We start from the raw sequence: 12,866 nt of genomic DNA, 5'->3' as shown, positions 1-12,866 counted from the left end.
TTTTTTTACAAGTTCATTTATAGTTGATTTGAGTAATATGAGAAGTTGGCCTCAGCATGTTATTCTTAGGGCTTGTTGGCTTCTCAATACAACGAGTCAGTGTGAGATAAAACTCATTGTAACCTTTCTAAGATGTCATTTTCACTTTTTTACGCGTCGTTGTCCATTTACCTCTAGATGGACTTTCAACTAAGTCATTAAAGGCTAACACATTCAAATCTCTTTGAATGGTGCGAGGAGTGATGCCGAATTCGTCGACTAAATCCTGTGTTGTTACAGTTCCATTATCATGGATGTATTTATACACATCTTTAATACGGTTAAGCATCCGATCAGTTGTTGGTTTCATTGGTGAACCACTCCTTCATCTTATATTCTCAAGACTAGCGGACGATAGAAATTGCGATCTGTAGGCGAAATTTATTTTGCCTTAGACATCTCCCTTTTCGGTTTTTTCGTCAGTATTATCTGACAATCATATTATAACGGATTATGCACTATTTTTCCATAAAAAAGTATAGAAAAAGCTTTTTTTACAATAGCTTTACAGTAAAAGACGTACAATTATATATTTATATTCAATTAATGTACGTTTTATAGGTGTAAATATACTATTTTTAACGATAGAAAAGTTATTTTATTGTATAATTTAGGTAAAAATTAATATTGTAACGAACAATTATAGTGTGGATAGTAGAAAAGTATTGTAAATGAATATAGTTTGCAATAATTTTAATACAAGTAAAATATAATAGTGATAAAGAGTCCAGAAGAGTTTAAGTTGTAGAGACAATATTGACGGGTTATAATGGAAGCTTTAAACTATTAATCTATCTTTAATTCGATTTTCTCGTAAAATGTTTCATGTATTTTTACATAAGGAAATGAGCATATATGAATATGATAAAGGAGAGGACAGATGACAATTCGCATCAATTGGCGCGCTATCTTTCTTTGTGTGTTCACTCTATCATTTGTTGTGCTTGTAAGTGGAGAAGTTGCACAAGCAAAAACATATCAAGTGACACCGAATAGTAAACCGCTTATTAAAACTAAAAATAGTAATCAGCACACTAAACATTATTATCTACTAAAAGGTTATTTAGAACGTATTGAAAAAGAAGGTGGAGGTAAACTTATTTTAAAAAAAGGAACGTATAAAATTTCAAATAACTTATATATTCCTTCAAATACAACACTTGAATTAAAAGATGGAACGAAAGTCCAAAAATATAACCAAACAGGTAAAGCGAATTTTAAAGCAAGTAAATCACTATTCCTTCTTGTGCCTTCTCAAACCGTTAAAAAAGGTAAACAGGTGAATGGGTATGCAGGAAGTAAAAATATTACAATTAAAGGGTATGGTAGTGCAACAATAGATTTAGGGAAAATTGAAAAAGCACAGGGGATTGTGAGTGCTCATACAAATAATGTGCGTATAACAGGTATTCAATTTAGAAATAATCACAAAGGCACATTCATTCATATAATAGGTTCAATGAAGCAAAATATTGAAAATAATCATTTTTTATATGCTACAAAGCAAACGACAACACCTGCTATTCGATTAGAATCTGCAATGAAGCATGCGGCTGTTTTGAACTATGCATGGATTAAGCATGATCAAGTAACAAATCAATATGTAACCATATCAAACAATCAATTCGATTCACAATACATGGCTGTAAGAACGAGTACTTACAACAAAAAAGCACATCAAACAGGAATAATAATTGAAAGTAATCAATTAAAACGTATGAACAATACTTCACTATACTTAGTTGGTTGGGCCAATCCAATTATTGACCGTAATCAATTTGACGATACGATGGGGAAGGCAAACGCAACAATTGAGTTGCGTGCAGTTCAAACACCTGTTATTCGAAAAAATATGTTTATTCGTTCAAATCAAATGGTTGCATTCCGCACATTATCTGAAAGTTTACAGTTAGGTCTTTCAGCTGCAAAAAATACATTTACACTAGATAATAAACGTGATTTATTAACAAACAAAGCAAGACAAGTAAAGCAAAATATCATCATTTTACCTTCAGGTAGCTATAATCAAACGGGAAATCAAGCAGAAATTATGGATGAAGCAGAATTTCAAAAAGACGTTTATCATGTGAATCATGATACAAAGCCATTAAATCGTACGTATGAATTAAGACCTTCTTACACATCAATGACAAAGGATTATTATGTTTTACGTTCGATTTTTGAACAATTAGAAAAGCAAGACGGAGGAACAGTTTATATTGAGAAGGGTACGTATATGCTTACGAATACATTATTTATACCATCGAATGTGACAGTAGAATTAGAAGATGGTGTTATTTTAAAAAAAGCATTAGAAACAGATGCAACAACAATGCCGCTATCTAATTCGATATTCCAATTAGTTCCACCATCTAAAGCAAATAAAAAAGCTAGTGTCCGAGAGTATGATGGTTCTCAAAATATTAAGATTTATTCACAAGGACGTGCAACAATTGATTTGCAGCATAAATATTTTAGTTTTGGTGTAATTATGGCACATACAAATAATGTGGTATTTAAAAATATCGATTTTCGTAATATGAATTCTGGGCATTTTATTGAATTAGATGCTTCTCAAGATGTATTAATTGATGCGTGTACATTTGAAGACTCTACTCCTTCTGAAAATATGGTGAAAGAAGCAATTAACATTGATACACCTGACCGTGCAACGAAAGGATTTAATTCTGAATGGAGTAGTTTTGACCGTACCCCTGTAAACCGGGTGACAATTCAAGACTCTACTTTTAAAAATATTGACCGTGCAATTGGCACGCACAAATATTCAGGAGAAGGCATAATCAAAGGAGTACATTATGAATCAAAACCTCATAAAGGCATTGTCATCCAAAATAATATATTTATGGACATTCGTAATGATGCAATTCGTGCGATGAATTGGGATGGACCAATTATTTCACAAAACTATTTTAAAAATATTGCAGTAGGACAATCTGGAAAAAGAGGTATTCTGTCGAGTGGTTCTTATGCGCCACGTTATGAACATAATACATTTGAAAATGTCGGAAGAGCAATGCAATTTCTTCCTTGGCGTAATAATGTGAACGCAGAGGAGTATGAAATTATCTATGATCGACTTGATGAAGAAGCGATTCGCGCGTTAGAAACAAATATAGGAAAAGATTTAGATGAATATTTTATTCGAATTTCTGATCAATATTTAGTTTATACAAATCCGAAAAAGGTAACGATTATAAAACAATAGAATTGACACATACAAGAACCGAACATATATGAACAACTGGCATCCATAACATGTTCGGTTTTGTGTTGGTTACTTATTTTTTATACAGCATTTAGAGATGATTCGAATCGTATCTTTCACAAAATCAAATTATTTGTCATAATAACTAAGAAGACAGAAATGAGGAAGTGGAAAGTTTTGCGTACAATTTTATTAAATAATCAAATGATACAGGCTGAAGATGCACATATTCACATAGAAGATCGCGGTTTTCAGTTTGGTGACGGAATTTATGAAGTGATTAAAGTTTATAATGGTTCGTTGTTCACAATTAAAGAACATATCGACCGTTTTTATACATGCGCTGAAAAATTACAAATCGTTATTCCTTATACAAAAGATTTACTACACAAAATGTTATATGACTTAGTTGAAGAAAATGAGTTAGAAGTAGGACATGTTTATATGCAAATTACACGCGGTGTAGCAAGTCGTACACATTTTTTCCCGAGTGATGTAGCTCCAACATTTGTCGCATATACACAACAAGGTGATAGACCTCTACAAAATTTACAACGTGGTGTTAGAACAATTTTTGATGAGGATATTCGTTGGTTACGTTGCGATATTAAATCACTTAATTTACTCGGCGCTGTATTGTCAAAGCAAAAAGCACATGAGCAAGGTTGCTATGAAGCGATTTTACATCGTGATGGTGTCATTACAGAAGGTTCTTCTTCGAATATTTTTGGTATTAAAGACGGGGTGCTCTATACACATCCAGTAAATAATTATATTTTGAATGGTATTACACGTCACGTATTACTTCAATGTTGCGAAGAAATAGGTTTACCTGTTGTAGAAGAAGCGATGACTTGTGAACGGGCTTTAGAGATGGATGAATTATTACTTACATCGACTACTTCCGAAGTGACACCCATTATTGAAGTAGATTGTCACCCCATTGCAGATGGCTTACCAGGTGAATGGACACGTCGTTTACAGCAGGCATTTGAATTAAAAGTAAAAACAGCAGTAATGATGTAAATAAATGAGAGATTGTCCGAAATAAATAGCAGGACAATCTCTTTTTTAGAAATGAATGGATGAATGTTAAGGAGAGAATAACATGGCACAACTTATTAAATTACAAGACTATATCTCGAGATATCAAGTTGATGCGACGCGTTATCCAACACAGTATATTCGAATGAAACAGGCGAAGTGGGAACGCATGAAAAAAGAGTGGGAAACGAAACCACTTTTTGAAGAGACATGGGAAGAAGAGGAAGAAATTCTTTGGGAAGATGATGAATCAACACCTAAAAAATTCTTTAAAAAATTAAATCCGTTTAAAAAACGAAAACAAGATTTTGAATATGATGATCATGAAGAAGAAATTTTTGAAAAGCCAAAACAAGAAGAGGAAGAAGATATTGGCTTTGCTTTTGAGCCGAACCTATTGTACCGTCCGCAGACCATTCAAGATTTACGTCGCATGTATTTGGACCAGTTGTTTGGTTTTCAACTAAACTGGGCAAGTACGACGATGCGCGAAAAATCAAATATTGATCCGCGCTATCAAAGAGACGTATTTTTAAAAGAATTATTACAACAGCTACCAGATACTTTCTTTGTATTATATGAACCGATTCTTCTTGTGAAAAAAGCACCTGTAGAACTGGGTATTTTGATTTTGACACCAACAGACTGCTACTGTATTCAAGTGATTGATGCGGAAGAACGTGCGACATTCTCTGGTATTAATACAGATCGCTTTTGGGTGAAGCGAATTGGTGAACGAACAAAAAATATTGTCAATCCACTAATTGGTTTGAATCGAATGGAAAGTCTTTTAAAGCCCTTTTTTGAACATCATGATTTACATCTAGGTATTAAAAAAGTTGTTTTATCAAGACGAGGATATATTGATTATCCAGGTTCTTCGTATGGGGTGCAGTTTATTGATCGAAGACATTATGACCAGTGGTTTGAGCAATTAAAAAATCATCGCTCACCGATGAAACACACGCAATTTAGAGCAGCACAATTATTACTAGACCATATGCAAACAACGTCATTTATGCGTGCAGAATGGTTTACAGATGGAGAATAGCGATGGAAGTAGTCATTATTGTGAATGAACAAGCAGGGCATGGTCGTGCTAAAAAACAATGTGAAAAAATTACAAAAGAATTAACCGTTCCTTTTACGCTAGAGAGAACTGCTTACACAGGACATGCAGCGGAGATTGTTGAAAAGCATCTGATAGATAAGCGAAAAATATTATTTATTGCAATTGGTGGGGACGGAACGATGCATGAAGTAGTTGAAGGTGCACATGCCCATTCTCATGCAATTGTCGGTATGGTAAAAGGCGGTTCAGGTAATGATTTTAGTCGAGCTTATCCAACATTTAAAAATGCACAGCAGATTGAACAATTTCTTTTGCGCCATGAAGTCGTTCCGATGGATTTAGGAAAACTCATAAAAGGAACGAAACAGTCTCTTTTTATTAATAATGGTGGATTTGGCTTTGATGCACTTGTCACATATCGCACGAATCAATCTAAATTGAAAAAGCTATTGAACCGGTTCTCTCTCGGTAAAGTAGCTTATGCTTGGATTGTTTTTCAAGAACTAATCCGTTTTACACCATTTGATCTTACAATAAACAATGAAAAAACTTACACATCATGTTATTTTGTCGTAGTAAGTAATCAACCTTATTTTGGTGGAGGAATGAAAATTTCACCTCAATCCAAGGCAGATGATCATTTACTTGAACTAACAATTGTATATAATATTGCGAAGTGGAAATTATTATTAATTTTTGGAACTGTCTTTTTTGGCAAACATACACGGTTTAAAGCAGTACAGCAGATGCAAGCAACTTCTTTTGACGTGACAATTCACGGTGAAGTATATGGACATGTTGATGGCGAATTTATTGACAAAACTGTGTACGGTCAAACAATCCACTACGAAATTATGCCACATGAATGGCAATTAGCAGTGAACACACTTGACTAAATGAATAGTTTCTTTAAAATGAACAGATGATAAGTAAAAAAGAAATGAGGAAATACGCTTGAGACTTAGAAATAATCCAAATGCGCCACAATTTTTAGATGCGCATCCTGAAATAGTTGTACAAAATCCAGAAAATTATCGTGGACGCTGGAATGAATTATTCGGTAATGACCATCCACTACACATCGAAGTAGGAACAGGTAAAGGACAATTCGTTACAGGAATGGCACTTGCTAATCCAGAGGTGAATTATATCGGTATCGAATTATTTGATAGTGTTATGATGAAAGCTTGCGAGAAAGCATTAGATGCAGGTTCACCATCGAATTTACGTCTACTGCGTGTAAATGGTGCAGATTTAGAAAAGTATTTTGCAAAAAATGATGTCGATCGTTTATACCTAAACTTCTCAGATCCATGGCCAAAATCACGTCATGCAAAACGTCGTTTAACACATGAAGGTTTCTTAAAATTATACGAAGCGGTATTAGTCGATAATGGTGAAATTCATTTTAAAACGGATAATCGCGGTTTATTTGAATATTCATTAATTAGTATGACAGACTATGGCATGAAGTTAAAGCTTGTGTCACTTGATTTACATGCGGATAACCCAGCAGATAATATCATGACAGAGTATGAAGAAAAATTCTCTGCAAAAGGTCAGCCAATTTATCGCGTTGAAGCACAATTTATCACAAAAAAAGATTAAATACACAGAAAATAGGTAACGTGATGAATACGTTATCTATTTTTTTTAGGCGATTGTTAACGAACTGGAGGCGTTAGTGATGTATAGGGAACTATCAGTAGAGCATAGTCTATTCATGATTGATCCTATATTGGTCGAAGAATTCCAACAGTATTCACAAGACTACCACGACTTACAACCGGCATTTAATCTGACTCATTCAGAAGTGGATACATGGGCAGCAGCTTTTAATCATTGGTTACTATTAATTAGTCAAGAAGAATGTCTCATCATCGATCATATTAAAACTTTTTCTCATACTGTGAATATTTTTTGTATTCAAGAAATTGAAAAAACCGAAATGTATTTAATGATTCTAGATCGCTTTACAAGAAAAGAACGTTTTGTTGTGGCGTGCTTTTTAACGGATTATGTACACGCTTGGAAACGTAAAATTATGGAGAAACATGCTTATGATGAGATGTTGATGAGGAATTTATGCACTAAAACGTATTATTTAGTAGAAAATATTGAACTTTCTCAGATGACACCAGAATTACAGATTATTCTAGAAAATCAGGCGAAGTTAGTGAAATTACTCGTAAAAGAGATACAAGAGGATTGTGCAATTGAGTGTTGTATTGAGAAGTCTATCATTCAAGCAAAAGCCTTTTTACGCTATCGTTCTCCAAATAAAAATGATGGTTTCGCGACTTAAAAAAGAAAATAATTACTTTTTCGAGCTTTTCATGGTAAAATATAGAAGTGAAGTCGAATCATAACAAGGGGGATAAACAGATGGATTCTTACAAATTTCATGATATGACATTAACGTGGCTAAATGGTGGTGTTACATTTTTAGATGGTGGGGCGATGTTTGGGGTAGTACCAAAACCACTATGGTCTAGAAAGTATCCTGTGAATGACAAAAATCAAATTGAATTACCAACACATCCAATTTTGATCCAATATGGTGGTAAAAATTATTTAATTGATTCAGGTGTAGGTAATGGCAAATTCACAGAAAAACAACTACGCAATTACGGTGTAACAGATCAATCACATATTGAAGAAGACCTAGCAAAGTTGAATTTAACACCTGCGGATATCGATTATGTATTAATGACACATCTTCATTTTGATCATGCATGTGGTTTAACAAAATATGAAGGTGAAAAACTTGTTCCAGTTTTTCCAAATGCGACAATCTACACAACACAAGTAGAATGGGATGAGATGCGTAATCCGAATATTCGCTCACAAAACACATATTGGAAAGAGAACTGGGAGCCAATCGTTCATCAAGTACAGACATATGAAGACAAGTTGGACGTAGCTGAAGGTATTCAAATGATTCATACAGGTGGACATAGTGACGGTCATGCAATTATTCGTCTATCACAAAATGGCGAGACAATTATTCATATGGCAGATTTAATGCCAACACATGCACATCAAAATCCACTGTGGGTACTGGCATATGATGATTATCCAATGACATCTGTTTTTGCAAAAGATGAGCTTGTATCAGAAATTCTTGAGAACGGTTACTTCGTGAGCTTCTACCATGATGCACATAAGCGTCTGATTAAATGGGACCCAACAGGTAAGGAAGTCATTGACGAGCTTGTTGTAACAGAGAAAAATCCAGTTCAATAATTTTAAAGTGAGAATGCAATTCCGCATTCTCTTTTTAGTTATAAAAAAAGACGCTCATGAAATCATGAGTGTCCTTGTAAAAAATGTTAGGTTGACTAACAGCTACATATAAAAAAATTATGCGACGCGTACTAAGTCAACGATAACACCGCTTTTGCTATCAGCAGCGAATTCAAAGTTTACGCTTTCGCCATTTTCGATGCGTGAAATTCCACCCTTATAAACAGAGATTGGAATATCTTCTTTATAGAATGTTTCGGGTTGCATGAAAATCCACGAACCATCGATTGGTCCTTGTTTTTTAAACTCTTGCTTGATTTCTTCCAAAATGGCATTCGGATTGCGATTTGGATTCACTTGTTTCGTCGCCTCTTTTACGACATAAGCAGCTGCTACACCTGTAACAACACCAATTATAAAGTCACGTGCTTTCATAATTTGAATACCCCCTCATTAGTTCTATTCTTTATTAGTGTACCATAAATAAGGGGAATTATGGTATTGAAAACAGTGTCGAATATTACGGTTTTCGAAACTATCAGTGGTTTTTTGGAAATATTAATATTAAAATAAGGGTATTGCTTATGTAATTAAGGGGGCTATTTCATTGAATCAAGACACATTACAATTATTTAAAACATTAACAGAATTACCAGGTGCACCTGGTAATGAACATGCAGTACGAGCTTTTATGCGTGAGGAATTATCAAAGTATGCAGACGAAATTGTACAAGATCAATTAGGTGGGATTTTCGGATTAAAAAAGGGTGACGAGAACGGACCACGTATTTTAGTTGCGGGACATATGGATGAAGTAGCATTCATGGTGACACAAATTACAGATAACGGTATGATTCGTTTTCAACCATTAGGTGGTTGGTCAAATCAAGTGATGCTTGCGCAGCGCGTAGATATCTATGGTGACCAAGGTGTGATTCCAGGGGTTATTAGTTCAGTGCCACCACATTTATTAACGCCCGAGATGGCGAAAAAACCGACAGAAATTAAAAATATGCTAATTGATGTTGGTGCAGATGATAAAGATGATGCGATGTCGATGGGCATTAAACCAGGTCAATCGATTATTCCAACAAGTCAATTTGTTCAAATGGCAAATCCTAAAAAAATCATGGCAAAAGCGTGGGATAATCGCTATGGCTGTGGTTTAGCAATTGAACTCCTAAAAGAAGTAAAAGGTGAAAAATTACCAAATACATTATATTCAGGCGCAAATGTAATGGAAGAAGTAGGGCTTCGCGGTGCAAAAGTTTCAGCTAATATGATTAAACCAGATTTATTCTTTGCGCTTGATGCAAGTCCAGCAAATGATGTAACAGGTGACCGTAATCAATTTGGTCAGTTAGGTAAAGGTGCATTATTACGTATTTTTGATCGTACGATGGTGACACATAAAGGCATGCGGGAATATATTCTAGATACAGCAGAATCAAATAATATTCCATATCAATATTTTGTATCACCGGGTGGTACAGATGCAGGGAATGTTCATATCTCAAATAATGGTGTACCGTCTTCTGTTATTGGTATTTGTTCACGTTATATTCATACACACGCTTCAATTATTCATACAGATGATATTGATGCAGCAAAAGAATTAATCGTGACACTTGTACGTAATGCAGACCGCACAACATGGGAAACAATCCAACAAAATGGTTAAATAACTTTGAAAGAAGAAGTCGTGAACGGTTGCGATTTCTTCTTTCATTTCTTCAAGTTACATGAAAGATGCAGGAGTGATGAATGTGAAGATCGCAGTAGGAACAAAAAATAAAGCAAAATTAAAAGCAGTGGAAACAGTAGTAAATCGTACACTCATCGAAATTTCAAGTATCACTGGCTATGATGTAGACTCAGGTGTAAGCGCACAACCTTTTTCAGATGAAGAAACGCGTCTTGGTGCGATTAATCGAGCAAAGCAGACGTTACAGACATCAAGAGCAGACCTTGCCTTTGGGTTAGAAGGCGGTGTGAAATGGATTGGTAAAGAACTCTACTTATGTAACTGGGCAGCTCTTGCAACGAAAGAGCATACTTACACAGCAGCAGGTGCACAAATACCCTTACCAATCGAAATCGTCCAATCATTAATTGCAGGTGAAGAGCTTGGACCTGTTATGGATCGTTACACAAAAGAACAAGATACGAGACAACATGCAGGTGCGATTGGTGTATTTACAGATGGATTAATTGATCGTGCACAGATGTTTGAACCAATTGTGGAAATGTTAGTAGGACAGTATCGTTATTGGTCGAAACAGTAGAGTTGCAAAGGAATAGATGGTACAGTTAGAATGAGGAAGTCCTATATTTGATACGGAGGTTAGAAAAATGAAAACATTACAAAGTGTAGAGCAATTTGAAACAATCAAAGCACAAGGCAAAACGGTATTTGTATTTTCAGCAGGCTGGTGTCCAGATTGTCGTTTTATCGAACCGTTTATGCCAGCTTTGGAAACAAAATTTAACGATTTTGAATTTGTATTAGTAGATCGTGATCAGTTTATCGATTTATGTATCGAACTTGATATTTTTGGTATTCCAAGTTTTATCGCTTATAAAGATGGTCAAGAAACAGGTCGCTTTGTATCAAAAGATCGTAAAACACAACAAGAAATTGAAGAATTTCTTCTTGCACAATAATGGAGTGATGACATGAAAGCACCTGAATTAATTCAAGCGTTGAAAGAACGTTTAGGTGAAGATACGTATGCGTGGGAATTAGATGGGAAAACGAATAAACTACGCATTGAACATCGAGCGTTACAAAAAGGTATGGACTTAATGCTTGGCGATGTACTGAATAAGTACGAACAGCGTCAAGAAGCTGCGATTGACGAGGTCGTATATATTATTGAACAAACTTTCGAAGCGATGTTACGTGAACAGGCAGAGGGATTTGGGCAAAATATTACGATTTATCCAGCCATTCGTTCAGGTTCATTCCCGAAGAAAACAAAAGACGGTATTCCTTTCATTACAGAAAAGCATACTGCTGAAACGACGATTTTCTTTGCGCTTGATTTAGGAAATACGTATCGTCTAATTGATGAGAGTATGCTCAGTCAATTAAATTTAACAGAGACACAAGTAAAAGAAATGGCGCGTTTCCAAGTACGTTCTTTAAAAACAGACGTCAAACAAGATGAAGTCGCGGGCAATGTATTTTACTTCTTAAATCACAATGATGGATATGATGCGAGCCGTATTTTAAACGAAGCTTTCCTACAAGAGATGGCGAATAAGGTTGAAGGTGATATGACCGTTTCTGTACCACATCAAGATGTACTCATTATTGGAGACATACGAAATAAAGAGGGATATGATGTTTTAGCACAGATGACAATGCACTTCTTCTCAGTAGGTGCTGTGCCCATCACATCATTATCATTCATTTACGAAAACCAAAAATTAGAGCCTATATTTATTATGGCAAAAAATAGTGTGAAAAAGGAGAAAGAATAAGTAATGATTGCATCATATAATAAAGAACATGTCGGTGATGTGTTACTAGTAGAACTATCAACAGAACCAGCTGTAAAAACAATTGTGGACCGCCGCGGTGACGTCGCAATTTTAACAGAAGAGGCTACTTCAGAAGTGAAGGGTTTCAATTTATTTAACGCGAGTGAAAAAATGAATTTAGATGGTGTTGTAGGGAATGTTGATATTACAAAAGAATTTGTACAATCACTTGAAAAAGCATTAAACGAAGCAGATGTACAAATTGATTTACATGTTGATTTTTCACCAAAATTCGTTGTTGGTCATGTTGTGGGAATTGAAAAACATCCAAACGCTGATAAACTACACATTACAAAAGTAGATGTAGGGGAAGCAGAACCACTTCAAATCGTATGCGGCGCACCAAATGTTGCACAAAATCAAAAAGTTGTTGTCGCAAAAGTCGGTGCAGTGATGCCATCAGGTATGGTGATTAAAGAGTCTGCACTCCGTGGTGTGGATTCGTTTGGAATGCTTTGTTCAGCTCGTGAATTAGCAATTCCAAATGCCCCACAAGTAAAAGGAATTTTAGTTTTAGAAGACAGCGCACAAGTAGGTACTGCTTTTAAAGCATAAAGTGTAAAAGAGGGATTATGCACATGCGTAATCTCTTTTTGTATATAAAAATTTTTGTCTGAACATGCGATTTTCTTCCGAAAAAAGATGAAAATTACAAAAAAGATTACTTTATTGGTAAAAAAGATGTTTAAATTC

14 protein-coding genes are annotated in these 12,866 nt (G+C 35.0%); 12 read left to right on the top strand and 2 right to left on the bottom strand.

What is annotated here, in order from left to right; genetic code table 11:
* Positions 1 to 127 precede the first annotated feature (127 nt).
* Positions 128 to 349, bottom strand: a complete 222-nt coding sequence (locus QN089_RS10770; RefSeq protein ID WP_068451771.1) for a DeoR family transcriptional regulator — start codon at positions 347 to 349, stop codon at positions 128 to 130.
* A 570-nt stretch (positions 350 to 919) separates the two neighbouring features.
* Here QN089_RS10770 and QN089_RS10765 point away from each other — a divergent pair.
* The 7 genes from QN089_RS10765 (at position 920) to QN089_RS10735 (ending at position 8,627) form a co-directional block, all read left to right on the top strand.
* Complete coding sequence (locus QN089_RS10765) at positions 920 to 3,265, top strand: glycoside hydrolase family protein (RefSeq protein ID WP_285215296.1); 2,346 nt, start codon at positions 920 to 922, stop codon at positions 3,263 to 3,265.
* A 177-nt stretch (positions 3,266 to 3,442) separates the two neighbouring features.
* Positions 3,443 to 4,291, top strand: coding sequence for a D-amino-acid transaminase (dat, locus tag QN089_RS10760; RefSeq protein ID WP_087680421.1), 849 nt, complete (start codon positions 3,443 to 3,445; stop codon positions 4,289 to 4,291).
* A gap of 82 nt (positions 4,292 to 4,373) precedes the next feature.
* On the top strand, positions 4,374 to 5,360 hold the full coding sequence (locus tag QN089_RS10755; RefSeq protein WP_068451780.1) for an NERD domain-containing protein: 987 nt from the start codon (positions 4,374 to 4,376) through the stop codon (positions 5,358 to 5,360).
* A 2-nt stretch (positions 5,361 to 5,362) separates the two neighbouring features.
* Positions 5,363 to 6,277, top strand: a complete 915-nt coding sequence (locus QN089_RS10750; protein WP_068451782.1) for a diacylglycerol/lipid kinase family protein — start codon at positions 5,363 to 5,365, stop codon at positions 6,275 to 6,277.
* 58 nt (positions 6,278 to 6,335) lie between these two features.
* A complete protein-coding gene (trmB, locus tag QN089_RS10745; RefSeq protein WP_068451785.1) occupies positions 6,336 to 6,989 on the top strand; it encodes a tRNA (guanosine(46)-N7)-methyltransferase TrmB in 654 nt (217 codons plus the stop codon).
* 79 nt (positions 6,990 to 7,068) lie between these two features.
* Positions 7,069 to 7,686: a hypothetical protein gene (locus QN089_RS10740; RefSeq protein WP_285215295.1), complete on the top strand. Its 618-nt coding sequence runs from the start codon at positions 7,069 to 7,071 to the stop codon at positions 7,684 to 7,686.
* Positions 7,687 to 7,766: 80 nt separating this feature from the next.
* Complete coding sequence (locus QN089_RS10735; protein WP_068451791.1) at positions 7,767 to 8,627, top strand: YtnP family quorum-quenching lactonase; 861 nt, start codon at positions 7,767 to 7,769, stop codon at positions 8,625 to 8,627.
* A gap of 117 nt (positions 8,628 to 8,744) precedes the next feature.
* Here the strand turns inward: QN089_RS10735 and QN089_RS10730 are convergent, their stop codons facing one another.
* On the bottom strand, positions 8,745 to 9,062 hold the full coding sequence (locus tag QN089_RS10730; protein ID WP_068451794.1) for a peptidase M4: 318 nt from the start codon (positions 9,060 to 9,062) through the stop codon (positions 8,745 to 8,747).
* 172 nt (positions 9,063 to 9,234) lie between these two features.
* Here QN089_RS10730 and QN089_RS10725 point away from each other — a divergent pair, with 172 nt between their 5' ends.
* The 5 genes from QN089_RS10725 (at position 9,235) to ytpR (ending at position 12,728) form a co-directional block, all read left to right on the top strand.
* The gene (locus tag QN089_RS10725) at positions 9,235 to 10,308 is read left to right on the top strand and encodes a M42 family metallopeptidase (RefSeq protein WP_285215294.1); all 1,074 of its coding nucleotides are present in this window, start codon (positions 9,235 to 9,237) and stop codon (positions 10,306 to 10,308) included.
* Between the two features lie 79 nt (positions 10,309 to 10,387).
* Positions 10,388 to 10,912 carry a DUF84 family protein gene (locus QN089_RS10720; protein WP_325922265.1) on the top strand — a complete coding sequence of 175 codons (525 nt, stop codon included), beginning with the start codon at positions 10,388 to 10,390 and terminating at the stop codon, positions 10,910 to 10,912.
* Positions 10,913 to 10,979: 67 nt separating this feature from the next.
* Positions 10,980 to 11,291, top strand: coding sequence for a thioredoxin family protein (locus tag QN089_RS10715; protein WP_068451804.1), 312 nt, complete (start codon positions 10,980 to 10,982; stop codon positions 11,289 to 11,291).
* A gap of 12 nt (positions 11,292 to 11,303) precedes the next feature.
* A complete protein-coding gene (locus QN089_RS10710; RefSeq protein ID WP_068451807.1) occupies positions 11,304 to 12,113 on the top strand; it encodes a DUF1444 family protein in 810 nt (269 codons plus the stop codon).
* Between the two features lie 3 nt (positions 12,114 to 12,116).
* A complete protein-coding gene (gene ytpR, locus QN089_RS10705; protein ID WP_285215293.1) occupies positions 12,117 to 12,728 on the top strand; it encodes a YtpR family tRNA-binding protein in 612 nt (203 codons plus the stop codon).
* Positions 12,729 to 12,866 lie beyond the last annotated feature (138 nt).

This window comes from Kurthia sp. YJT4 (assembly GCF_030219945.1).
Lineage (GTDB): Bacteria > Bacillota > Bacilli > Bacillales_A > Planococcaceae > Kurthia > Kurthia gibsonii.
Note: the sequence above shows the minus strand (reverse complement) of the source record. Positions and strands in the feature narration are given on the sequence as shown.

Coding starts and splice junctions, on each gene's coding strand:
- QN089_RS10770 (WP_068451771.1), bottom strand. CDS start 349: ATGAAACCAACAACTGATCGGATGCTTAACCGTATTAAAGATGTGTAT.
- QN089_RS10765 (WP_285215296.1), top strand. CDS start 920: ATGACAATTCGCATCAATTGGCGCGCTATCTTTCTTTGTGTGTTCACT.
- QN089_RS10755 (WP_068451780.1), top strand. CDS start 4,374: ATGGCACAACTTATTAAATTACAAGACTATATCTCGAGATATCAAGTT.
- QN089_RS10750 (WP_068451782.1), top strand. CDS start 5,363: ATGGAAGTAGTCATTATTGTGAATGAACAAGCAGGGCATGGTCGTGCT.
- QN089_RS10740 (WP_285215295.1), top strand. CDS start 7,069: ATGTATAGGGAACTATCAGTAGAGCATAGTCTATTCATGATTGATCCT.
- QN089_RS10735 (WP_068451791.1), top strand. CDS start 7,767: ATGGATTCTTACAAATTTCATGATATGACATTAACGTGGCTAAATGGT.
- QN089_RS10730 (WP_068451794.1), bottom strand. CDS start 9,062: ATGAAAGCACGTGACTTTATAATTGGTGTTGTTACAGGTGTAGCAGCT.
- QN089_RS10720 (WP_325922265.1), top strand. CDS start 10,388: ATGAATGTGAAGATCGCAGTAGGAACAAAAAATAAAGCAAAATTAAAA.
- QN089_RS10715 (WP_068451804.1), top strand. CDS start 10,980: ATGAAAACATTACAAAGTGTAGAGCAATTTGAAACAATCAAAGCACAA.
- QN089_RS10710 (WP_068451807.1), top strand. CDS start 11,304: ATGAAAGCACCTGAATTAATTCAAGCGTTGAAAGAACGTTTAGGTGAA.
- ytpR (WP_285215293.1), top strand. CDS start 12,117: ATGATTGCATCATATAATAAAGAACATGTCGGTGATGTGTTACTAGTA.